This is a genomic window from Microcoleus sp. BM001215392, from assembly GCF_036700185.1.
In the GTDB taxonomy this organism is placed as follows: domain Bacteria; phylum Cyanobacteriota; class Cyanobacteriia; order Cyanobacteriales; family Microcoleaceae; genus Microcoleus.
The window spans coordinates 25891-48740 of the sequence record NZ_JAUBOJ010000008.1 but is presented as its reverse complement, the minus strand read 5'-3'; the positions used below and the strand labels follow the sequence as shown (position 1 = coordinate 48740).

General features: G+C 46.5%; 19 protein-coding genes and 1 tRNA gene. 7 read left to right on the top strand and 13 right to left on the bottom strand.

All coding sequences use genetic code 11. The annotated features are described in order from the left end of the window. Window positions 1-75: 75 nt before the first annotated feature. Window positions 76-1098, bottom strand: a complete 1023-nt coding sequence (locus tag QT974_RS02040) for a hypothetical protein (protein WP_333466860.1) — start codon at window positions 1096-1098, stop codon at window positions 76-78. A 271-nt stretch (window positions 1099-1369) separates the two neighbouring features. Here QT974_RS02040 and QT974_RS02035 point away from each other — a divergent pair, with 271 nt between their 5' ends. Further along, on the top strand, window positions 1370-1936 hold the full coding sequence (locus tag QT974_RS02035; protein WP_333466859.1) for a hypothetical protein: 567 nt from the start codon (window positions 1370-1372) through the stop codon (window positions 1934-1936). Between the two features lie 538 nt (window positions 1937-2474). Then, window positions 2475-4946, top strand: a complete 2472-nt coding sequence (locus tag QT974_RS02030) for an ATP-dependent Clp protease ATP-binding subunit (protein ID WP_333466858.1) — start codon at window positions 2475-2477, stop codon at window positions 4944-4946. A gap of 313 nt (window positions 4947-5259) precedes the next feature. On the opposite strand, the gene QT974_RS02025 is transcribed toward QT974_RS02030, so the two are convergent. From QT974_RS02025 to QT974_RS02010, 4 genes are all read right to left on the bottom strand, one after another. After that, window positions 5260-5658 (bottom strand): helix-turn-helix domain-containing protein, encoded by a 399-nt coding sequence (locus tag QT974_RS02025; protein ID WP_333466857.1) that lies wholly within the window; start codon window positions 5656-5658, stop codon window positions 5260-5262. Then, window positions 5642-5941 carry a type II toxin-antitoxin system HigB family toxin gene (locus tag QT974_RS02020; RefSeq protein WP_325314748.1) on the bottom strand — a complete coding sequence of 100 codons (300 nt, stop codon included), beginning with the start codon at window positions 5939-5941 and terminating at the stop codon, window positions 5642-5644. The genes QT974_RS02025 and QT974_RS02020 overlap by 17 nt, the downstream gene beginning before the upstream one ends. A 255-nt stretch (window positions 5942-6196) precedes the next feature. Continuing rightward, window positions 6197-6382: a ribbon-helix-helix domain-containing protein gene (locus QT974_RS02015; RefSeq protein ID WP_293176592.1), complete on the bottom strand. Its 186-nt coding sequence runs from the start codon at window positions 6380-6382 to the stop codon at window positions 6197-6199. Window positions 6383-6443: 61 nt separating this feature from the next. Continuing rightward, window positions 6444-6632 (bottom strand): ribbon-helix-helix domain-containing protein, encoded by a 189-nt coding sequence (locus QT974_RS02010; RefSeq protein ID WP_333466856.1) that lies wholly within the window; start codon window positions 6630-6632, stop codon window positions 6444-6446. Window positions 6633-6819: 187 nt separating this feature from the next. On the opposite strand from QT974_RS02010, the gene QT974_RS02005 reads away from it, so the two are divergent. After that, complete coding sequence (locus QT974_RS02005; protein WP_333466855.1) at window positions 6820-7332, top strand: hypothetical protein; 513 nt, start codon at window positions 6820-6822, stop codon at window positions 7330-7332. Between the two features lie 341 nt (window positions 7333-7673). Here the strand turns inward: QT974_RS02005 and QT974_RS02000 are convergent, their stop codons facing one another. From QT974_RS02000 to gshA, 7 genes are all read right to left on the bottom strand, one after another. Next, a complete protein-coding gene (locus QT974_RS02000; protein WP_333466854.1) occupies window positions 7674-11708 on the bottom strand; it encodes a hypothetical protein in 4035 nt (1344 codons plus the stop codon). A gap of 195 nt (window positions 11709-11903) precedes the next feature. Further along, window positions 11904-12443 (bottom strand): peroxiredoxin family protein, encoded by a 540-nt coding sequence (locus tag QT974_RS01995; RefSeq protein WP_333466853.1) that lies wholly within the window; start codon window positions 12441-12443, stop codon window positions 11904-11906. A 110-nt stretch (window positions 12444-12553) separates the two neighbouring features. Further along, window positions 12554-13153 (bottom strand): peroxiredoxin, encoded by a 600-nt coding sequence (locus tag QT974_RS01990; RefSeq protein WP_333466852.1) that lies wholly within the window; start codon window positions 13151-13153, stop codon window positions 12554-12556. A gap of 126 nt (window positions 13154-13279) precedes the next feature. Then, window positions 13280-13352 (bottom strand) — tRNA-Met (locus tag QT974_RS01985). A 138-nt stretch (window positions 13353-13490) separates the two neighbouring features. Next, on the bottom strand, window positions 13491-15914 hold the full coding sequence (locus tag QT974_RS01980) for a peptidoglycan DD-metalloendopeptidase family protein (protein ID WP_333466851.1): 2424 nt from the start codon (window positions 15912-15914) through the stop codon (window positions 13491-13493). A gap of 585 nt (window positions 15915-16499) precedes the next feature. Continuing rightward, complete coding sequence (locus tag QT974_RS01975) at window positions 16500-16961, bottom strand: tRNA (cytidine(34)-2'-O)-methyltransferase (protein WP_333466862.1); 462 nt, start codon at window positions 16959-16961, stop codon at window positions 16500-16502. A 242-nt stretch (window positions 16962-17203) separates the two neighbouring features. Continuing rightward, window positions 17204-18355: a glutamate--cysteine ligase gene (gene gshA / locus QT974_RS01970; RefSeq protein ID WP_333466850.1), complete on the bottom strand. Its 1152-nt coding sequence runs from the start codon at window positions 18353-18355 to the stop codon at window positions 17204-17206. A 145-nt stretch (window positions 18356-18500) separates the two neighbouring features. Between gshA and QT974_RS01965 the strand changes: the two genes are divergently transcribed. Then, window positions 18501-19004 (top strand): hypothetical protein, encoded by a 504-nt coding sequence (locus QT974_RS01965; protein ID WP_333466849.1) that lies wholly within the window; start codon window positions 18501-18503, stop codon window positions 19002-19004. 195 nt (window positions 19005-19199) lie between these two features. On the opposite strand, the gene QT974_RS01960 is transcribed toward QT974_RS01965, so the two are convergent. Further along, window positions 19200-20015 (bottom strand): cobyrinic acid a,c-diamide synthase, encoded by an 816-nt coding sequence (locus QT974_RS01960; RefSeq protein WP_333466848.1) that lies wholly within the window; start codon window positions 20013-20015, stop codon window positions 19200-19202. A gap of 461 nt (window positions 20016-20476) precedes the next feature. Between QT974_RS01960 and QT974_RS01955 the strand changes: the two genes are divergently transcribed. The 3 genes from QT974_RS01955 to QT974_RS01945 form a co-directional block, all read left to right on the top strand. Continuing rightward, window positions 20477-20755: a Mo-dependent nitrogenase C-terminal domain-containing protein gene (locus QT974_RS01955; protein ID WP_333466861.1), complete on the top strand. Its 279-nt coding sequence runs from the start codon at window positions 20477-20479 to the stop codon at window positions 20753-20755. A gap of 233 nt (window positions 20756-20988) precedes the next feature. Next, window positions 20989-21852 carry an Npun_R2479 family HD domain-containing metalloprotein gene (locus tag QT974_RS01950; RefSeq protein WP_333466847.1) on the top strand — a complete coding sequence of 288 codons (864 nt, stop codon included), beginning with the start codon at window positions 20989-20991 and terminating at the stop codon, window positions 21850-21852. A 220-nt stretch (window positions 21853-22072) separates the two neighbouring features. Continuing rightward, window positions 22073-22850, top strand: a 778-nt coding sequence (locus QT974_RS01945; RefSeq protein WP_333466846.1) for an Rpn family recombination-promoting nuclease/putative transposase, incomplete at its 3' end; no start/stop codon positions are given.

The window sequence follows — 22850 nt, the reverse complement described above, 5'->3', positions numbered from 1 at the left end:
CTTTTTAAGGGGGGTTAGGGGGGATCTGTCTTAAGTGAACCGTATTGACCTATAATTAGGTTTATAGTGAGGACTTCAGTCCTCTCTTTTGGCCGCACCCTCAGACCAAACAGGTAATTGATTAATCTTTTCCAGCGTGATATCTACATATTTTTTACCGTCCCCCGCCACATTTTCCCCAAAATATCCATCATCGCCGTCGTGCTTGTGAGGGCCGCTGACAACTTCTGCATAGCGGCCTTGCGAACGCGCTTGATTGAACGGTGAAGTCGCGTACAAGTACCAGCGAGTGGGAAAAACGATGCCGCCAATATCCTCAATTGTATCGCGAGTGCCGCGAAAATGAAAAATGCGATCGGCTTCTGCAAAACCATTTTCTCCCGAAAACACGCCCCCAACTGAAACAACAGTAATTTCTGCATTCAGCCAGTCTTTAAGATAGCGAGTAGCACCCAAAGCAACTTGGGCGCCACCGCTAGTTCCAATTAAAATAACTTTTAAAGGTTTTTGAGGATTAGCTGAAATGGGAGATTTAGCATTCATGCGATCGATAATTACATTAGCAATTCCCTGATTGTATGCAAAACCGTAGCGATAATCTAGAGAAATTGCGAACCTCCATAGATTGCGAATTTTGATGAATGTATCCCCTGCAATCGGCCCGCTTTTGGCGTGTTCTGCAAACCGCCAAAAAGGAGCGAATAACCTCTCTCCTCCTAAACTTTTGTTAGAAGCTGAATAAGGAAAAATATCTCCTACTGCTACGCATTGCGGGTGAGTTGTAACTAAACGCTTGAGAAAAAACTCTTCTCCCGGCGTTAATTCGTTACCAGAAAAATCGCCAACTCCCGGTAAAAAGATGATATAACAATTGAGCTGCGAAGATTGGGGCGCTTCTAAATGACTGTTGTTTGAGGGCAATATCTGCGGAGAATTTTTCTTGATACCCAAAGTTTCGGCACTTTGACCCAGCCACCAGATCACAGTTCCCACCGGCGAAAGAATGCCCCAAATTATCAGGATGACACCTGCGATGGTCAACAAATTTAAACTTCCCCCGCGCAGCCACGCCAGTATCTGCAAAATCAATCTTAGCATTTAATAAAATCTGGTAGAATGCCTGTTATACCAATTTAAGATGAAGTTGCACGTATTCCGCTCCCCCTCGCATCCCCGTTATTAAGGGAGACTTTGATAGGAATCTTGTCCCCCCCTTAATAAGGGGGGCGCCAGGGTGATCGGATTCGGGAGCAGCCTCATAAAAAATTGATATTAATTACCTAATTATGTATAAATATTTCGGTAATTCTGCTGTATTAGACCTTATTTGGTCTAACTTGTCAACTATCTTGAGGAGCAGGAATTTAACGTGAAAGGAGAAGATTCAATTACAGGTTTGCGGGCAACACTTTGGAACGCACTTTCTTTGAACGGCAATTTTTACGAAAAAACTCCCTACACTCCCAGAACTAAGCGCATAGCTTTAACAATTGTAATTTTAGCAGCGGTGTCTCGCGTCTTGGGCAATGCCGTTATTTTGTTAATCAATCGAACTGAGCCATCAGTGTTGTTTTTATCACTTTGGATAGAGGGTTTGGCAGTCGTGGGGGGTTATTATTTTTGGACATTCACGATCTTAAAAATCGGGGAATGGCTCAAACCGGGTCACGTCACTTATGGGGAGTTGCTGGTTCCAATTGGATTTGCCTACGCCCCGCAAGCGCTAAATTTTTTAACATTAATTCCCTTGCTGGGAGAAGGAATTGAGCGGATCTTAGCAGTGTGGAGTTTGCTAACTGTAATTGTGGCGGTTCGCCAAGGTTTGGATATTGAAACTCGCTGGGCGGTGTTAATTTGTTTGGTGGGTTGGCCGTTGATTCAAATTGCGATCGGCTTCGTGAAAGTTATTGAACAATTGCTCGCACAATGGCTTTAAAAGTAACAGGTTGTAAAAAAATACCAAGCAAAAAGTACAAAATAACGGCCGATCGCGCCCTGGTAATTTAGGTGATAAGTAGGTGTAGAATAGGAAGAAAAACAGGTGGCAGATTTGGTAATGGCGATCGCCCCAGCCCAAAAGTCCCTGAACCTGCTAAAATAAACTTTGTTTGAGGCGAAAGAATTTTGCTCGCAGCAGGTGATTAGAAACAAAAGCATTCCCCGATCGGCATTGAACCGCTTTCGCTAGCTCATTAGAGAGAATGCTTGACAGGGGGGCAACAGCCAAGTAGAGTAAGAGACCAGAAATAGCATGATTCATAGCCTTAATTTGCATTGCCAGTCGTAGCTCGTAGTGCGAGACGGCAAACACACCCCTACTATTCGGCTCTCCCCACTGTCCTCCCCCCCCTAGCAGCGATACATTGAATTGAAGGAAATACACAAAAATTTACATATATAATTTGTGTAATGTTCCAAATCGCTCCTCACCAGCAGCGATACAGCCCTCGCCAAGACAGTAGGAAGGAAAAAATATGTTTGAACGCTTTACAGAACAAGCCATTAAAGCAATCATGCTAGCCCAAGAGGAAGCGAGGCGCCTCGGTCACAATTTTGTAGGCACCGAGCAAATCCTTCTGGGACTCGTCGGCGAAGGCACTGGCATCGCTGCAAAAGTATTACTGGATATGGGCCTCAATTTGAAAGAGGCGCGCAACGAAATCGAAAATATCATCGGTAGAGGTTCCGGGTTTCTCCCGCCAGAAATTCCTTTTACACCCCGCGTCAAGCGCATTTTTGAGACAGCGCTCAACGAAGCACGGCAGTTAGGCCACAATTACATCGGCACCGAGCACATTCTGCTTGGGTTGATTCAAGACGATGAAGGTGTAGCGGCGAAGGTGCTGCAAAACCTGGGAATCGATCGCCAGAGAGTCCGCACGCAGGTAATTCGTGCTGTGGGAGAAGTCGCGGCAGTACCCGGAGGCCGAGGAGATAGCGGTGGCGATCGCAAAATCCCGACTTTAGAAGAATTCGGCACTAACTTAACTAAGCTAGCAGCCGCAGGTAAACTCGATCCAGTCGTGGGCCGCGAAAATGAAATCGAGCGCGTGATCCAAGTGTTGGGGCGCCGCACGAAGAACAACCCAGTGTTAGTGGGCGAACCGGGAGTCGGCAAAACAGCCCTCGCCGAAGGCCTCGCCCAGCGGATTGTTAACAGAAACGTCCCGGAAATTTTAGAAGACAAACAAGTAATCAGCCTGGATATGGGTTCGCTGATTGCTGGTACAAAATTCCGAGGCGAGTTTGAGGAACGGCTGACGAAAATCATGGCCGAGATTCGCGCAGCAGGTAACATCATTCTGGTAATTGATGAAATTCATACCTTAGTTGGTGCAGGTGCGATTCAAGGATCGATGGATGCTTCCAATATGCTCAAACCGGCTCTAGCAAGAGGCGAATTGCAGTGTGTCGGTGCAACAACCTTGGATGAATATCGCAAATACATCGAGCGCGATGCTGCCCTAGAACGCCGTTTCCAACCGATAAAAGTTGGTGAACCGAGTGTGGCTGAAACAATAGAAATATTGTACGGTTTGCGATCGGCCTACGAACAGCACCACCGATTGACAATTTCCGATGCAGCTTTAGAAGCAGCGGCTACACTGTCAGACAGGTACATTAACGATCGATTTTTGCCAGACAAGGCGATCGACTTAATTGACGAAGCAGGTTCTCGCGTGCACGTGCTGAACTCGCAAACCCCGCCCGAAGTTAAAGAACTCAAAAAACAACTTCCCTCCGTCAGTAAAGAAAAAGATGCTGCTGTGCGCGAACAAGACTTCGAGAAAGCAGGCAAATTGCGCGATCGTGAATTAGAGATCGAAGCCCAAATCGCTGAAGCTACGATTAACAAAAGCCAAGTCAGAATCTCTCCCATCGTCACCGAAGAAGACATCGCCCACATCGTGGCAAATTGGACGGGAGTACCTGTTAGCAAGCTGACAGAATCGGAATCGGAATTGCTGCTGCACATGGAAGACACCTTGCACCAGCGTTTGATCGGTCAAGAAGAAGCTGTCAGCGCAGTTTCTCGGGCGATCCGCCGCGCGCGGGTAGGCTTAAAAAATCCCAATCGCCCGATCGCCAGTTTCATATTTTCCGGGCCCACAGGCGTCGGCAAAACCGAACTGACAAAAGCCTTAGCCACATATTTCTTCGGTTCCGAAGACGCGATGATTCGGTTAGATATGTCCGAGTTTATGGAACGCCACACTGTTTCTAAACTGATCGGTTCGCCTCCGGGTTACGTCGGCTACGACGAAGGCGGCCAACTAACAGAAGCAGTCCGTCGCCGTCCTTACACAGTAGTCTTGTTCGATGAAATCGAAAAAGCTCACCCGGATGTCTTCAACATGATGCTGCAAATCTTGGAAGACGGTCGTTTGACTGATGCCAAAGGTCGGACGGTAGACTTTAAGAATACGTTGCTGATCATGACATCAAACATCGGTTCCCGAGTCATTGAAAAAGGCGGTGGCGGTTTGGGCTTCGAGGTTGCCGAAAGTGCGACTGACGGGCAGTACAACCGCGTTCGCAGCTTGGTAAACGAAGAATTGAAACAGTTCTTCCGTCCCGAATTTATCAACCGCTTGGATGAGATTATTGTCTTCCGCCAGTTGAACAAGGCAGAAGTGAAGCAGATTGCAGACATCATGTTGCAGCAAGTATTTGGCCGCTTAACCGAACAGGGTATTACTTTGTCGGTGACAGACAAGTTCAAGGATTTGTTAGTTACAGAAGGCTACAATCCCAGCTACGGTGCTCGACCTTTGCGCCGCGCCATCATGCGGTTGTTGGAAGATGTACTGGCTGAGGAAATGCTGTCTGGGAAGCTGAAAGACGGTCAAAGTGCGATCGTAGATGTGGATGAAAACGGTCAGGTTAAGGTATTACCAGGTGGCGAGTCTGAACCGAGATTGCCGGAATTCGCCTTAAGCCATTAAGTAAGTGCGATGACACACGGATAAATAACGTCTGATTAAAAACCCGGTTTCTTGGAGGAACCGGGTTTTTAATTAAAAAATACCAATTTGTAGGGTGCGTCGCGATCGACAATACTCAAAAAAAAGCGACAATCTGGTAGCGACGCACCTTATTTTTGTCGGGAGCATCTCATTTTGGTAAAAAGCATTTTTTCTTTGAGTGCGAGCGTCCCCGCTCGCACTACAACTGCAAAACTGAGATGCTCCCTTTTTGTCAATGAGTGAGGAAACATACCCAACATTTTGTTTGTAGCAAGCTTTTTTATATATGATATTAAATGAACAAACTAGGCGACATTTTAAAATAATCGCCGAGTGCCTTAGCTTGTGCTTTGCTAATTGCCCGCTTGCCATTGACAACCTCAGAAACTACGCCACTCGATCCAATGATGCCCACTAAGTCAGCTTGACGGGTACCGCTGGCTTCCATGATGTGTTGCAAAATCTCGTGAGGCTCGGATTTGTCGATCGGATAGTTTTGGGCCTCGTAAACTTCAATCAGCGTTACCAATAACTTGTGTAAAGCTTTTTCTTCGGGAGTGCGGTTTTTGGCGAACGTCAGCCCCTCTGCGACTGCTAGGAGGCGATCGTATTCTGCCTCGGTTTCGATCGCCCGTGGAGCGACTTCTGCCAACAAATTGCTATAATTAGCTCTATCAAAAGTAAGGGTCATTTTTCCATTTGTTTTTATCGTATTCAGCGTGGGTTAAGAAATATTTGTAATAAACCGTTTGGCTCTCGTAGTCTATGCCGACAATCAGGCGATATTCGTTACCTTTGATATTAAAGACAGTGAAATTTCCCACTGCTTCGGCATCCCGGTAAATCTTGCGAACATCCTCCAAGTTCTGCCATTCTACTTTCTTGACAGTCGCATACCAGCTATCAATTTGTTTTTTGACATCGGGATACATGGCAGCGTCGTCACGGAGAGTGCGAATTGAAATTAGGTGCATGGATTTTTAATATCTTTTGTTGAAGTTTTATCATCGATTTGCTTCCATTTGTTTTGCGTATGTCTTTATTCTCTCATTTTGAGAGGTGGATGTCAAGAGCCGATCGCCCCCAATGTTAAAAAATTCTCAGAATTAATAAATAATCTGTGGAACGAAGTGGCTAAATTCACAGAAGCCACAGAATAAAGAAAAGAGAGCAAGAGAGGCGATCGAGATATCAGAAAGAAATGTCGAGATCGGGCGATCGCACAAAGTTTACTGTCGCCCCTGCTTTTCATCAGACAAAGACTGCTGTTTTAGCAGTTTCTCCTCATGGTCTACAAGAGCTTTCTCTAACAGGAATGCTGCCAAATTGCTAGTCGATCGCCCTTCTTGCTTTGCCCATTCCTCAAGGCGAGTGTAAATTCCGTCTGCTAAATATGTTGATAAACGTTTGGTCATCAGAGACTAAGTTTTTGTTTAAGCTGAGTGTAAATATATCGCAGGCGATTTCATAGCAATTTTACTGTCGCCCCTGCTTTTCATCAGATGGGGGGGGTGGCTGTTTTGGGATTTTTTCCTGTTCTTCTCTCGCAGCTTTTTCTAAAAGGAATGCTGCTAAGCTGCTGATTGAACGGCGTTCTCGATCGGCCCAATCTTCAAGAATGTCATAGATTCCTTCAGCTAAATAAGTTGTCAAGCGTTTGGTCATCGGAGATTTAGTTTTGTTTAAGCCGATCTTAAGTGTGCTGCATTTAGGTCTTTATGTCTAACTGTTACGCATACGCTACACATATGTGACTATTGCGTGCTATAATCGGAACAGTCAAAAGCCAGCGCGTCCCCTAGGAAAGTTCGTCGCTGGCCTGTGGCTTCCCAAATTCAGGAGACCTAAAACCATGATAGAACCTTCCAGCGACGGGAGTGAATTTTCCCGCGGCTATCAGCAGGCTTTGGAGGAATTCGGCATCACGCAACTCCTATCCTGCATCCGCAGCTACTCTGACGCCGATTTCGACGCGCAGCGGGTGCTGTTGCAGGAAAAAGAGGTCAAAAGCTTAGCTGGCCATCTAATCGAACAGTTGGCGGCGAACCTCACAGGCTGTCTCATCGCCAGCTACCTCGACATTATCAGAAAAGCAGGTGCCCAGATAATTGCCGCACATTCTCCAAATCGGCAAGTAACTGCACAGCCGGAAGATCATCTGCAACTCACGAAAACTCCTGATTTCTTAAGGCCGGATTATGCTAAACCTTGGGCAATTGTGCGGGTTTTGCCCGATTCTCGAAATCACATTGTGGCGCGTTTTTGCAATCGCCAAGATGCCGATGACCATTTAAGGGCTTTGTGCAAGTTTGTGCGATCGGGAATTTTTGAAATTATGTGCGATCGCCCTTGCGATCCCGACTGAGATTAAACATTAACAGCGCTGGTTTATGGTGGGCTTCGGCCCATCTTCTCCTACAATTCTTTGCTGATTCTGATTAAGTTATGCTCTCAAATCGCGACGTAAAAAAAGGTGTTTTTACCTATTGATTTCCGTTGATTTTTGAGGTATATTTTAGATAATGGGAGCAGTGACTTAAGTTTTAAAATTGCCACCACTCCCATTATAATATGATACCTTTTTAGAGTTCCAGTGTCAAGCTTTTGACCCCAAAAAAAAGGGCATTTTTTTTAATTTTATCGAAAAAAATATATTTTTGGTAAACGCAGATATCCTCGCGTCAGAGGAGTTGATTAAGAGAAGACTCAATCCCACGATTGCAATTGTACAACCCAATGCTGGACAAAAGCAGAAATGCGATCGCGCCGAGTCTCAAAAGTAGCAGCAATCCAGATAAACACAATCCCAAAAGCCAAGCCGATCGCCCATTTAATCAGGGGATAGTCAAAAATCAGCACCACCAACTGATAGAAAACATTGATTAAGAAAATTCCTGTCCCCACAAACAAAAACGCCCGCACTCGCAGCGCCAAACCCGCAGCAATCGCCACCAAGCTAAAAAATCCTGCAACTAAACCGTGGTTGTGTTGAGTCAAAAAAGGTATCGCGCAAATCAGCGCCGTGGCTAGCATTCGCAGATTGTGGCGCAGGTTTTTTTGGGCTGGTAGTTGCAAAGCGCGATCGAACTGAGCAACATAAAGGAAAGAAAGTCCTAAAGGAGTAAAGTAGTATTCGGGTTGAGTCAATCCGATTTGTCCAAACCAGCGCAGTAATATCCAGTCAATTATTGCCACACTCACGTAGGTAAAACGGACTTCGCGCTTTTCCCAAGCTAGGAAAACATAGAAGGCGGCGGCTATGAGGAAGCTAATCGGATAAAACTTAGCGGGACTTTCGACAATAGCGATGATTGGAATCAGAGAAGCGATGATCTTCCAGGGATTTTTTGACCAACCCCATTTTTCCCAAGGTAAGATGTAAATGAAATAGGCAAATAGAGAAGCGATGGCAACTTTCCACGGCGCTAGCGGCCCGGAAATGTACTTGACTAAAGGTGTATTGATCCAGTAAAGCCGGATGCCAAAGGCTTCTAGCCAGCCTAAGTAAATCCAAATTTCTGCCCATTGGCGATCGAGATTATTTCGCCCTTGCAAGAAAGCGTATTGCACTAACAGGGTACCAGTGACTAATCCTAAATTTAGCCCGGATTTAAGATCGTGGGTAGAAGCTGAAATTAGCAGTATACTGCTCAAAACCCAGTGCAGGTGAGCGAATATTTTTAATTCCGCATTGGTTAAATGTAAATAGCTGCTCAGCCAAGGAGATAAAATGCGATAGATGTATGTTAAAGTTGTGCCGAGAGTTGCGAGCACAATTAAGCCGTCGCCAAAAGCTCCTCCTCGTGTTTGGGAAAGTTGATATAGTAGGGATTCGTAAGCAGAAGCTGATACGCCAATTAATCCCAAATAAACTAAAGGTTTAAATTCTTGCTGCCGCCTACCAATGCCGATCGCAATTAAAGACGCACCTAACGAGATTAAACCCGTGCTGTTGGTAAAGCTGTGCGATCGCAAAATCAAGCCCAACAGCCCGTAAACCAAAGGTATCACGTGAATGCTGGGTAAAATTAGGCGATAATCGGGATTGCGCCGCCGCCACCAATCGCCCAACAACTGCGTAAATAAGCCGATCGCAATATTCGCCACTGCCAAATTAATCGTATTGCGTCCAATAAAGCTCAAACCGACTGCTGTCAACAACTCCAAACTCCAAGCCAAGGCATAAATTGCCAGAGGGGAAAGTTCGCCCAAACTTCGGAAACCAATTGCAGCGATGATTACCAAAGTAGCAGCCAATACTTGAACAGAGGGCGAAAAACTCAGGGTACTGCGTGTGTAGATGTCATAGGAATAAACAGTAATTGTTGTTAACAGCAAGGCTGCGAGTAAGATAGCCCAACCATCCAAAGCTCGATCGTAAATTTGAGCTAAGCTCGAAGGTTCAGGCAATCTGCTAGAATAACGAACTATCGTGCTGCGAAGCAACCAGAGACACAAAAGTGCGATCGCCCCAGCAATTCCCCAAGCCCAGCCAGATACAAAACCTAATTGATAAATTACCGCAGCTACGAAACTTAAGCCAAACCCGACACCAATTGCAGCCGCTGGTAGTTCAATTAAATAGTAAGTATTGACGAACATCAACAGCGCCGCCAAACCCAAACCGATTAACCTGTATACCGGAAAGTCAAAAATCAGAAATTGTGCGATTATTAGCGCGATCGAACTCAAGGTACTTGCAAGTTGTTTGTGCGAAGTTTCACTATATTTAGCAATAGCAGTCAAAGCCAAAGGAGCCGCCAGCCACATCAAACCCCACTGAGAGTGCAGATTGCTGTACAGCAAGATCAAGCTCAATCCTGCCAAAACCAATCCCAGATACCAGGAACTTTGGAATAACGCAGGATGCCAGCGAAAGAATGCAGAACTTGCTCTGGTATTTGCCGATTTCATCCAGACAAAAAATCCCCATTCAGCCAGCATCAATATCAATAAAATTCCTGCCCAAACATTGGCTGTCTGGTTTGGGAAAAACAAGTCAATTCCCGAAGTGAAGCTGCACACACCAGTAATGTGAGTCAGCGAAACCCACAATGCCGGATTTCCTTTAGTATCAACAGGAGAAACGGGCATCCCCACGAGTGGGGAATTCTGGGGAATTAGGTATTTCCAAGCGATCCAACCTAAAGTTACAGTAGAAATTAATAAATTGAGCGATCGCCAAAACGGATTGACTGCACTAATAATAGTTAAAACAGTGCCCAAAGCGAGAGCAAGATTTTCGCCAAAACGGGCAAGTGAAAACTTTCGCGATCGGTAGAGCCACTGCGCCGCACCTACCGTTAAAATTAAATAAGGCAACAGCAAAACACCCCAAAAAGCCCAAGGAGTTTGCTGAGAATTTGTCAGCCGACTTAAAAATGCAACAAATTGTGTTTGAATCCCTAAAGGAACAACTCGCCAAACCAGCCAAATGCTTTGAAGTCCCACGGCGAAAAGCATTAGCAAATCCAACTTTTGCCAAAACCGCACTAAGCGATTATAGAAAAACCACACAGCCAAGGCGCTAATTGCGATCGCCTGTAGGGGAATTTCGCGAAAACAAACCAGCCACCCCAAACCCAACAAAGCCCCTCCGGCTAATTGCCAGTTAAAAAAGTTGCCGGGATTTTGCTGGTTGGATATATTGCTTGTAGTAGTTGCAGATGCGAGGGATTGCGGCCAATCGAGCCACGCTAACAGTACGCCACAAATTCCCAAGGCTAAACCCATTTCAGGAATATTGATATCCTTGACAAATATTGCCCGACCCAGTAAAATCCCCAAAGAATAAGCTACTAAAGCCGCTTTTTTGTAAGTCAGAAAATCTCGGCTGGAACTGAAAGCAGCGGCGAAGGTTTCAGTGTTTCCCCCGCGTGTGATAGATTGCAACCGTTGTTGTTGAACTTGATAAACTGTAGCAACAGCAGTTCCCACCGTACCAAAATAAACCGCAGCTAGGGCAAAGCCTGCAAATCCCCAACAAGAGTGCAAATAACTCAATCCCAAGTGATTTAGGGCGATCGAGCTAGTTACATTTTTCCCCCACAAACTTTGATACTGATCTTTAATAATTCCGCGGGTTATCCAAGTCAAAATAAATGCAGCGACGATGGCGACTGCCCAATCCCAAGGATATCGCCACAATCCAAAGGTGTCCATCGCCCAAAAATTTATCGGCACTAGCAACAGGGTAACTTCTTGCAAAGTTTGAGCAGTCAAGTGTAAATTAGACTGTTTTTTTGCCCAACTGGCGATCGCCCAAAAAGTTAAAGTATAAGCTAACAAAACTCCGTATTGTCCCGCAGCCGGAAATTTTTCCCACTGACTAGCAGCCAAGACTCCTGAGGAGACAACTACCATGAACACTCCTAAAAACAACAGCCACACGACGCTAATTTCGGCGATGAGCGACTGCAAAATTTGAGAGGCAAAAGTTGGGGTTTGAGGGGTTTGTGCGCGCTCAGTAAGGTTTTTTGTGGTGCTGGGTAATGCTTTTTGTGTTGCTAGAGCAGGTATTTTGGGTTCGGGAATCGGAGAGTTTGGGCGATCGTCAATTTCAGAAATGGCTACAGCGGGATCGGGAAGCGGGCAGACTAAATGCTGGCTGCACAATTGCTCAACCTGAGCAGGTGAAATCAAACCCAAGCGCAGCCACGCATCCAAACCTGTCAACAACTCAGGATGCGAGGCTAAGATGCTCAATTCAATTTTGGTCGATCGACCTTTAGGAGACGACATCGGCTTAAACTGCTACTAGCTACATTCCAGCTATAGCCTAGATTTTTGTCGATCGAACATCTCCGTATTCCGCCCTAAAAATTGGCACAATAAGTATTTATCGCAAAACCCAAAATTAAGCGCGTGCATCTGCGTGTATCTGCGACTAAAAACTCCCAATTAGGAAACAGGATGGGAGCCGGAATTGCCGTGTTCTTAATTATCGATAGATTTCAGCAAAGTTTCCACACTAGCATTGTGGTCTATAAAGGAGAACAAATGTTTAAATAGGAGTTTTCCGTCTGCATCCAAAACAAACTGAGCCGGCAACGGAGCACCCAAAGCTTGACCGGTTTCATAGGCCCGAAACACTTTTACACTTGGATCGGACAGCAGAGGCATTTTCAAGCCTAAATCTCTAGCTACAATTTGGCTTTGGCGATCGTCGGTGCTGGTTACCATCAATAATTCTATATTGCGATCGGCAAACTGTTCCCACTTTTCATTCAAGGCTTTAATGTGAGGAAAACAGAAAGGGCAATATTGCTTTTCAGTAAAAATTCGGGTGAAAGCCAGAACTACCGGCTTATCGCCCCGATAGTTCGACAGCCGCACCAATTTGCCATTATTAATATCCGGCAATTCAAAATCTGGTGTCCTCTGTCCCAGCTTCAGAACATTAGTCGAAGGAACAGGCAATAAATTTTGGAAAAACCGCTGATTTAACAAGCCGCTAAAATCAGTAGAACTCAGCATATTTCCTAATTAGGGAATGGGGAATTGGGCATTGGGCATTGGACATTGCACCGAAAGTTTCGAGGGGCGGACACTCACAGGCGCCGCCCCTACAACTCAAAACGATCGAGTTAGACAGCAGCAAAGAATACTTTGGACTTAACTGGATCGGGTGTCATGGTTTTGTCACCGGGCTGCCAGCCAGCGGGACAAACTTCATCGGGGTGAGACTGAACGTGTTGGATAGCTTGCAGAGTGCGGAGAGTTTCGTCTACGTTGCGGCCGAAGGCAAGGTTGTTGATAGTAGAGTGTTGGATGATGCCTTCTTTGTCGATGATGAACAGACCTCTGAGGGCAATACCTGCTTCTGGGTCGAGGACGTTGTAGTCGGAACTGATGGTTTTTTTGAGGTCAGCAACTAATGGATAGTTGAGGTCGCCGACGCCGCCGGATTTGCGGTCTGTTTGTATCCAAGCCAGGTGAGAGAATTCGCTGTCAACGGAGACGCCGAGGATTTCGGTCTCGATGTTTTTGAAGTCCTCATGGCGATCGCTAAATGCTGTAATCTCTGTCGGGCACACAAAGGTGAAGTCCAAGGGATAGAAGAACAGGACTACATACTTTTTGCCTTTATAGTCTGACAGTTTAACTGTCTTGAATTCCTGATCCACTACGGCTGTTGCTGCGAAATCTGGTGCAGCTTGACCCACCCGGAGGCATTCACTCGTCATAGATTTTGTTTCCTGTTTTACGAACTGTTACAACTATATCATACTCATAACGACTACAAGTATCTTCTCGAATAATTCAAAAAACACGCTCTCAACTTTGAGAGCGTGTTTTTTCGGATGAAATAATGGCTCAGGCGGGATTTGAACCTGCGACCTTGGGCTTATGAGTCCCCTGCGCTAACCACTGCGCCACTGAGCCAAACCTACTTCACGATTTACTATCGTAGCACGGTAGGGGGTTCTTTGTCTCGATTTAGAACAACTAAATTTATTATGTCTTGGCAACGAAGTTATGAGTTTTAATAATGATTCAAAACCCATAACTTCCGAGCAGTCGTTATCGAGAAGCACTGGAGGTATCGTCAGGCAGAAAAGCCATTGGATTGACAGCACCCTGTCCGGCGGGATGGACTTCAAAGTGCAAGTGCGGCCCGGTACTGAAGCCGGTGCTGCCCATTTCTGAAATCTGTTCGCCTCTAGCGACCTTCTGGCCCTTTTGTACCAAAATTCGGCTGTTGTGGGCGTAAATAGTCTCTGAGCCGTCTGGATGGGTAATTTCCACCAGATAGCCGTAGCCCCCGTCGTTCCACTCTGCATAGGTAACCACCCCGTCAGATGCTGCCATAATTGGCGTGCCGATCGGCCCTGCAATATCAATTCCCTTGTGCATCCGTCCCCAGCGCCAGCCGTAGCCGGAAGTGAGAACACCCTTAGCCGGCCAACCAAACCCGTTAGCCGACTGCTGTTTGCTGCCGTTAGGCAGATAAGTATCAGCGCCCGAAAGCGGAGGCAGTTCTGGAGAAACCATGCGTCCCAAAGACGGGTTGCTCAGGGGGTCGTAACCCTCGGAACCCAAAGGAGCAGTGGCCAGCACGGGCCGTTCCTGAGAAGAGGTCGGCGTGAGGTTGATCGGTTGTAGTTCGGCTGCACGAGCGGGATCAAAACGCTCTTGCTGCTGCTTCTGGACTTGCTGCGACCAACCAGCCGACGGGGGTCTGCTGATTTCATTCTGCACCGCCCCAGCGTACTCGGGGGTATAGAGGTCGGGATTGACGCTTGGGAGTTCCTGAGACGGGTTGCCTGATGCGACTTGCGTCTCTTGAGCGTCAGTTGGAGCCAGGGAGACTGCATTTGCCCCGATCGAATTGCGCTCAGCACGATATTCCTCTCGCAGCCTGACAACTTCTGCCCTCAAACGTTCGGAATAAGGGTCCAGAGCGCTAGCAGTGCGGAGTTCCTCTGGATCGGACTCAAGTACAGCGCTTGTGGGAGCAGCATTTAAACCCTGGGTGCTAACATTTTGCAAGCTGACCGGCTGCGGGTATGCAGCAGCGAGGCTGGTAGCAGTTGCACTTGCTGGCTGGGGCAGGGCGCTGGTGTCAACGGCACCTGTAAATGTTGGTTCGCCTTGAAGTTCCAGCTTTCTGGTGTCGCTAATGGTTTGAGAAACTTGAGTTAGCGGAATGCTGTTAATTTTGGGAACCATCGGCGCTGAAATATTGTTCAGACCTTCGAGGTTCGCCAAGGGAGAGACCACCGCCACTTTTGGGGCGGGTGCTGCAACACCAGCACTGGTTATTTCTGGGGTAGACGAACTGGGGTTCAAAGATGCGGGAACCGAAGTCGCCGACCATACAGATGTAGAGTTAAAGGCAGAATCAGAGGCAGCCACCTGCACCCCTTGATTATTTGACCCAACGTTGGGAATTTTCAGCCGTTGATTGACATTCAGCAAGTTGGGATTGCCCAGCTTGTTGGCGGCGATCAGCTCTTTGGGCGATACCCCGTAATTAGAGGCGATCGCATCTAAGGTATCTCCTGGACGCACGTTGTAGAGCGCCTGGGCTGGCTCTGCGCTACTGCCTGCTGGGGAGACTACCACAGCCGAGGGCAAACTAGGTGTTGCCAGAGATTGTTCAATGGATGGCAATGCTCGATCGGGCGATGCTGCTTGACCCACCGTAGCATTGGGAATTACAGGTGTGGCCGTGAGGTCAGGAATTGCTGACGAGGTGGCAGATCCAGGGGATGCCAGCGTCGGTACAGCAGATGTAGATGAATTTGCTCCCACCTCAGAGTCCAACAGGGGCCGACCTGATGCTGTGGTGCGGTTTTCCTGTTTTTTCAAACTATCGATCGCCCCGTCTGCGTTCGGGCTGTCGATCGAGCTTGGTGCCGGTACCGTCGTCGCCATCTCTGGCGCTGCCGTTGGCTGCCCGTACGGGGCTGTACTATCCAACGACTCGGAGCCGGTCAGATTTAATTTTTGTTCGGGATTGACTGTAGCAGTATTGCCAGGGTTCTCTTGGGGCGCAGCTTCTAGAGCCTGCGGACTTCTGAGTTCTTGGCCAACTTGGAATACAGTATCGGGATTGATGCCGTTGGCAGTTGCTAGTGCCTTCGGTGGAATTTCATAGTCCCGAGACAGATCCCAAAGGGTTTGTCCCTGCTGAACCTTAACCCCTGCCTGTTCGGCTGGAGAACCGTCAACTTGTGCGGTAGTAGCGGGGTCATTGGTCGATACTGGCTGTACTTTAGCTGTCGATTCTCCCGTCGGCGTGAGTTCAGACGCCCGAGCGCTGTCTCCGTTTCTCGGCAGAAGGATGCCAGAAGCACCTACCGATATTGCCAGGCCGATCGTGGCGAGAGAGCGAAAGGAGCCAGTGCTGAGCGTTGTCTGCTTGGACGGTTCCGCAGAACCGTCTCTGTCGATTTCACTAGCCTGAACAGGCTTAATTTTTTGGGGATATGTTCGTTTCAAAAAAACGACCTCCTACTGAGAAGCGCTAACTGTCCTTGGAAACACTCAAGGGATTGCATGACGCTGAATTTAAATCAACAACCAAAAATATTCTGATTGTTGAAAGCGATCGTGCTTAGGCAAGATTACCTTGCTTTTTTAATTTAGACAAGCTCGAACCGTAAAAAATTTTAAAATTCTCGGTCAAACCCGCTGCAATTACACCCAAAAGCCTTACACAGCAATAGGTGGAACGAATACATAAAAATATGCGTTCCTGCCAAGCTAAGACTCTCACCTATTATCAAACTCTATGCTAATTTCCGGACAGCCTACAACCGTATATTTACTAGATATCGATAGGCTTCAAGCACAATCCGGCGATCCCTGACGCCCTAAATCGCTGAAATCCTCTGTTTTTGTAACTGAATGATCTTGCCAGCAATTTTGTATTGCTGATAACAATCAGTTTTTGGAGGCATAAAATATATTAATCTCTGCTATCTAAATTCCTACAGCTTTGATACAAATTTCTTATATTTAAACCAAGATGTAGCAGCCCCTGACAGTTATTAAATATCTATATGTATATGTGTTGATAATCAGTTATCCCAGCTCGCCCAACTGTCGTTTAGCCTCAAATAAACCTACAGCGGCGCTGACGGAGAGGTTCAAACTCCTGACTCCAGGCTGGCTCATGGGAATAAAAACTGTAGCGTCGCAGGCATCTAAGACCAATTTAGGAATGCCGACAGTTTCCGAGCCAAACATCAGCCAGTCGCTGGGCTGAAATTGGAATTGGGTATAACTGCATCGCCCACCAGTGCTGAATCCGATCGTTCGTCCTCCTTGCTGCTGCTGAAATATCTCAAAAGCAGCTAAGTCTTCGTGACAGTGGAGATTGACATAGGGCCAGTAATCTAAGCCAGCCCGCTTCAGATAGCGATCGCTAATTTCAAAGCCCAGCGGGCCGACTAAATGGAGTTCCGTGCCGGTGGCAGCGCAAGTACGGGCAATATTGCCAGTATTCGGGGGGATTTGCGGGTGAATCAAGACAAGTTGGGGCATGAAGCTAAAATAAGAACGTGACAATACACCCATTGGGCAATGTACAAATCTACCTCAAGGTAGATACAACTTATAGCTTTTATTTATAGCGTTTGTCGAGTTCCATTGATTAAATATTCTGATTTGTTTTTTGGCGCCGCTTTTCAACTTTTGGGCCGGAGGTTCGGGCTCTTTGTTTTGTTGACCCAGCACCCATAGTCTGGGGGCTACTGAAAGCCCCCGCGATGATAACTGCGAGTGGTTTAGGCGACTAACTGGGCGCACAAGTTGTCTTCGAGCTCGAATTCTTGGTGAGCCATGCCATCAATCCCTTGGAGAATAATACTGCGGGTATCCAAACCACTATCGTGAAGTTTCAACCACTGCTGGGCGGTGTTGCCTTCCCGGAGAATCTTTTTGAGCGGCGAGAGAAAGCAACTAAAGCCGCGTTTTTTGGCGATCGGCCAGACTTCCTGGTAAATTTCCTCAATCCAATCTCGCGCCCGAATAGTTCTGCCATCTTGCCAGTGAACCAGTTCGGCATCCAAACTTTGCCGGGAAGCAGCAATTTCGTTAGCGTCTGTGAGGGCAACTAAGTCTTGGTTGCGGGTAGCGGCCGGTAAGGTGCTGAGTGCTAAGGGGTCTAAGCTGGGGTCTTCCATCATCTGCCAAATACGAGCTTCTAGCAAGGCAGTGATGGCCAACAAAGCCAGAGGATTGACTTCAAGATCGCAAATTCTCAATTCGAGGCGGTTGAGACAGTAGGGGCGACGATCGCCATTTGGTCGTACAGCAGACCACAAATGGCGGACATTTTGCATGGTACCGAGTTCTAGCTGTTCTTGGGTCCACTGGATGTAATGCTTGTGACTTTCAAACAGGGGGACGACGGCGGGAGTTTTGGGAAACAAACCCCAGCGCGTGGAATGATAGCCCGTGACTTTCCCGTCGAGGAAAGGAGAAGAGGCGCTCAAGGCAAGGTAAAGCGGTGCTTCGACGCGGGCGATGCGGATGGCACGCATCAGCATTTCTGGTTGGGAGATGCCGATGTTGATGTGAATGCTGGCGGTGACGACTTTGGTGCCGTAGGTTTGCTCGATGTAGGTGTGATAGGGGTTGTTGGGATCGGAGCGGTAAAATCGATCGCTGCCGCCGAGAGACAGGGTACTTCCTGGCAGCAAGGTATAGTCGCCCAATTGTTTGAGATACTCGCGCAGCCGGACTCGCGGCTTGACTAAGGCGCACAGCAGGCGATCGTAGGAACACAGCGGGGCGGTCGTGTACTCCACATTGCGACTATCAGGCTCCCGCACAAATCCCTCTAGATCGGCGACTATGCGATCGGAGAGACCGACAACCTCACCTTCGGGCGTGCCGGTATACATTTCTACTTCAAAGCCTTTTGATAGCAGCACATTTGTTCCTCAGCTAAGTTGAGTGCTAGTTTCTAGTATCCCAAAAATTGAGCGGTTCGTACTATCTGCCACAAGGCAGAGTTGAAATTTTTGGAGGCTGGGACTGAAACCCGGTGTTTAGGCGTCAACAAGTTTGAGTGTTTGTGTGTTAGTTGCGGCCCTGTTAGGGGCAAATGCTGGCACAGCAAAGAGTAGACGAGGCGGTTTTCCGGTACCGCAGGCTGTTTGTGCGATCGCCTTTGTGTTTGATCTGGCATTCGGGGCGCGATCGTACTTATCGCAAACAGAACCCACCCTTACCACAGACAGAAGTGAGAAAGCACTGCCTTCTTCCCTCTTCGCTCTTCCTTCTTCCCTGTTCTTTCTGTCAACTGTCAACTGTCAACTCTTTCCTCTTCCCTGTTCTTTCTGTCAACTGTCAACTGTCAACTCTTTCCTCTTCCCTCTTCTTTCTGTCAACTGTCAACTATCAACTGTCCCAGGTCAACTATTTCAAGACAACTTTATTGATCCGAGACTCAAGCAAAATCCGCTTAACCTCAATCTGGTAGTCGTATTTTTTGCACTGTTAGTAGGCGCGAGAGCGGCACGACTTTTAGGGATATTTCTGGCTATTCCGTTAGCGGGAGTGATATTTAGCTGGTTGTAAATTGAGCAAACCCAAGCGTAAGGCTAATTGATACAGCCGTCCTATTTTAGAGAAAGTCAGGCTGAACAACCCGGTTTTAAACTGCAAACTAGAAGTCCGATGCTCCAAAAACTATCCTGGGCGCAACGCGAAACTAAAAGTAAAGAGAAAAAGCAACCTAGGGTTTACGCGGAGCGTACACTTTACTGCGTAGAGTCAATTAATAAATTGCAAGTCAGTAGGAAATCTTTCTTCTTCTGGTTCGGGATCGTAAATGTAATCGCAGTCAAAGCGCAGAGCTTGAGAGTGGCGGCTGATGGAAAATCCGCAGTGAGTCACCATTTTTGTAGTAAAAGTTGCCATGACTAACTCAATGAGTTTTTTATAAGAAATGTTAGGGCCTTGAACGTAGTAAGCCCGTCTGGCAAAAAATATCCTCTCATCTTTAGGTACAATTATGCTATTAATTTTGTGTGCGTGTTGAATCGGCTTGATATAGCTTTCAATAAACTGCGACTGATTTTTTTGCAGTCTGGCTAATCTTTCGTGTTGCAACCAGCTCATTTGAAACACAATTTTAATAAATTCAAAACCCAAAATGTAGTTAAATACATTATTGCGTTCTTCTGTGCTCAATACGAAGCGGAGTGCTGATTCTAAATATTGGTCTGTTTCGCGACTGGCTTGTTGAGCTGAGTGGATGTAAAATTGTTTGATGTAGCTTCTTAAATCTGATTCGTGTAATTCTTTTTTGACTCTAAATCTCATTAAATACTCTTTGACTCGGTGTAGAGTATCTACATCTTCAAACATTTTTGAGACTAAGCCATCGGCTGTGTAGTCATCTAAAAATTCGGCTTGCAGTTCGGGAGTAGATGCGCACAATATGTAGGATAGGGACAAGACGTAGCGCCTCTGGTTCCAAGGCAAGCTTTCGGCCCAAGCCTTAACTTCTACAGGCAGTTTTTCCAGGACGTTATCTGTATTTGGACGTTGAGAAAGGTCGGCATATTTATATTTTTGTTTAATCATTGCCTGAAACCTTATTTTACTAAATTGACCGGATCATATATCGCAGAGAAGTAAGATGGTAAAGTAGAGGCCGAAATTTGGCAGTTATATTTATTTTTTGAATCAGTGTTAAGATACATGATGTACCGGGTACAGGACGTGATCTATCTCACACTTTGGCAAAGTTTTCATCACAACTGCGATGTTAATATATCACATTTTGGCGCCGCGAGTGTCACGCGAAAGACTTATTCACCTCACTGTGGTCAGCGGAGGTTAGGTGGATGATATAGCAAGGGTGATTCATAACTTTTTGTTAGTGATGACTGCTGAGGTAAATTAGGAATTCCACTACAAGTATTTTTCCTAAAAATCGGTGCCAACACTTAAGTGTTGCCGAGCTCCTAGTGCAACCAGTCCGGCGGTGGCTAGATAGCATTGCAGTGGGCGATCGGCAAGCAGCACGGTTGTTGTGCTAATTTATACCCGCACGGTGTCCTTTTGAGAGAGATATCCAGCTATGGGGACACCATCTTTTCCACGTACCGCCGATGTGGAAGCTAAATCCTGTGTATGACGAATTAGTCGGGTTGCGTTTTAGATTGCTCTGGTTTTTGGCTGACGTAAGAATGTGGGGAAAATGTAACGCCCTACTGCTAGTACAGGGGTGTAATACCTCGATCGCCCGTCGATCTGATTTTTTTAGCTGGTGCATCGCTGGGCTAGTTGTTCGATCGCTCAATGTAAATCGAGGGGTGTAATACCTCGATCGCCCGTCGATCTGATTTTTTTAGCTGGTGCATCGCTGGGCTAGTTGTTCGCTGGCTAAGTTGGGTCGCGATCGTTGATAATAGTTGATAATATTAGTTGATGCCTTGATATAGGAGGAAGCATCTATTGTGGCAGTTAAATCAACTATAACATCAAACTGTTGCCGCAAAAAGACTAAATATAAAAATAATTTAACAAGCTACTTTGGCTCAGGAAAGTGAATATGTTTAACGCAACTGAACTGCTAATTAACGATTTTGTCGATCGGCTGATTGAAGGCTACCGCCACACCTACGGCGGGTTCAAATCTGACTATGGCGAGATTATTGCTTGGGTAGCGACTATGGCTTTAGAAAATATTGCTAATAGCGATGCTCTTTACCACAATGTGGAACACACTATTTTAGTGACCTTGGTGGGACAACAAATATTGCGCGGGAAGCATATCCGTGAGGGCGGTGTTTCCTGCGAACATTGGCTGCACTTTCACATTGCTTTGCTGTGCCACGATATCGGATATGTTAAGGGCGTTTGCGGGCAAGATCGAACAGATTTGGGACTGTATGCGACGGGAATATGCAACACAAAAATAAAGCTACCTCGGGGTGCAACGGATGCGGGTTTGACGCCTTATCATGTCGATCGCGGAAAAATGTTTGTTGGGGAGCGTTTTGGGGGTCACAGACTGATTGATGCCAACCTGGTTAAGCAGAATATTGAGTTAACTCGTTTCCCGGTTCCTGCGGGCGAAGATCATCAAGATACTGTGAATTATCCGGGTTTGGTGCGGGCGGCGGATTTAATCGGTCAGTTGAGCGATCCGCGATATTTGCAAAAGGTGACTGGGCTGTTTTACGAGTTTGAGGAGACTGGTCAAAATCAGGTTTTTGGGTATCGCACTCCGGCGGATTTGCGGGAGGCGTATCCTAAGTTTTACTGGAATGTGGTTTATCGGTATGTCAAGGATGCGATCGGCTATTTGGAACTAACGCAGCAAGGGAAACAAATTGTAGCTAATTTAAGCGCAAATGTGTTCCGGGTGGAGCATTCGGAGGTGGGAGTTGAGGAGGTGGCTGTAATTCGTTAGGCTGTCGTTTGAGTTGGGGTCGATCGTTCTGCTTACCGATCTGAGCCAAAGGGCGATCGTCCCATCTTATCTGGTAAAATTATGGATTGCGATCGGTTTGGCGATCGCAATATCGTAAAATATAGCTATAGCCAAACCGATCGCAAATTTTAAAATGTTTTAATTGTCATTAATCGAGAGATGGATTCATTCAAATCTTAAGAAAGAGAGAAAACCAACAATGAGATTCATTAATCCGAAAACTGATTTTGCCTTCAAAAAAATATTCGGTGGCAACGAAAGCAAACCAATCTTGATCAGCTTTCTCAATGCTATGATTTATGATGGCAATCCCACCATCACCGACCTAGAAATTATCGACCCGTATTTAGCATCGAGAGTACAGTATCTCAAAGACTCTTACCTGGATGTCAAAGCCAGACTTGCAGGAGGTGCAACTGTAATTATCGAGATGCAAGTTTTAAATGTAGAATCTTTTGCGAAACGGGTGGTTTACAATACTGCGAAAACTTACTCAACTCAACTGATTCGCGGTGAAGGTTACTTTAAGTTAAAACCTGTAATTGCTTTGACAATTACAGATTTTGAAATGTTTGACCATGACCGAGAAGTAATTTCTCACTTTGTGTTTAAGGAGAAAAAGCGTTTATTTGATTATGTCGATCCAGAGATCGAACTGATATTTATCGAATTGCCGAAATTCAACAAACAATTGGATGAGTTAGAAACTTTGACTGAGAAGTGGGTCTATTTCATGAAAAATGCTCCCAGTTTGGAAGTGGTACCGCAAACCATGGAAACAGTCTCGGAAATACAGCAAGCTTTTGCGATTGCTAATGAAACTAACTTGAATCCAGAAGAGTTGGCAGATTTAGAAGCACGTGAAAGGTATATTCTGGATCAGCAGGGAATCTTGCGAAAGGGAATTGAAGAAGCACTTGCACAAGGAATGCAGCAAGGAATGCAGCAAGGAATGCAGCAAGGAATGCAGCAAGGAA

Excerpts from the sequence above, each read along its gene's own strand:
- QT974_RS02040 (WP_333466860.1), bottom strand. The coding sequence starts at position 1,098 with ATGCTAAGATTGATTTTGCAGATACTGGCGTGGCTGCGCGGGGGAAGT.
- QT974_RS02030 (WP_333466858.1), top strand. The coding sequence starts at position 2,475 with ATGTTTGAACGCTTTACAGAACAAGCCATTAAAGCAATCATGCTAGCC.
- QT974_RS02025 (WP_333466857.1), bottom strand. The coding sequence starts at position 5,658 with ATGACCCTTACTTTTGATAGAGCTAATTATAGCAATTTGTTGGCAGAA.
- QT974_RS02020 (WP_325314748.1), bottom strand. The coding sequence starts at position 5,941 with ATGCACCTAATTTCAATTCGCACTCTCCGTGACGACGCTGCCATGTAT.
- QT974_RS02015 (WP_293176592.1), bottom strand. The coding sequence starts at position 6,382 with ATGACCAAACGTTTATCAACATATTTAGCAGACGGAATTTACACTCGC.
- QT974_RS02010 (WP_333466856.1), bottom strand. The coding sequence starts at position 6,632 with ATGACCAAACGCTTGACAACTTATTTAGCTGAAGGAATCTATGACATT.
- QT974_RS02005 (WP_333466855.1), top strand. The coding sequence starts at position 6,820 with ATGATAGAACCTTCCAGCGACGGGAGTGAATTTTCCCGCGGCTATCAG.
- QT974_RS02000 (WP_333466854.1), bottom strand. The coding sequence starts at position 11,708 with ATGTCGTCTCCTAAAGGTCGATCGACCAAAATTGAATTGAGCATCTTA.
- QT974_RS01995 (WP_333466853.1), bottom strand. The coding sequence starts at position 12,443 with ATGCTGAGTTCTACTGATTTTAGCGGCTTGTTAAATCAGCGGTTTTTC.
- QT974_RS01990 (WP_333466852.1), bottom strand. The coding sequence starts at position 13,153 with ATGACGAGTGAATGCCTCCGGGTGGGTCAAGCTGCACCAGATTTCGCA.
- QT974_RS01975 (WP_333466862.1), bottom strand. The coding sequence starts at position 16,961 with ATGCCCCAACTTGTCTTGATTCACCCGCAAATCCCCCCGAATACTGGC.
- QT974_RS01960 (WP_333466848.1), bottom strand. The coding sequence starts at position 20,015 with ATGATTAAACAAAAATATAAATATGCCGACCTTTCTCAACGTCCAAAT.
- QT974_RS01950 (WP_333466847.1), top strand. The coding sequence starts at position 20,989 with ATGTTTAACGCAACTGAACTGCTAATTAACGATTTTGTCGATCGGCTG.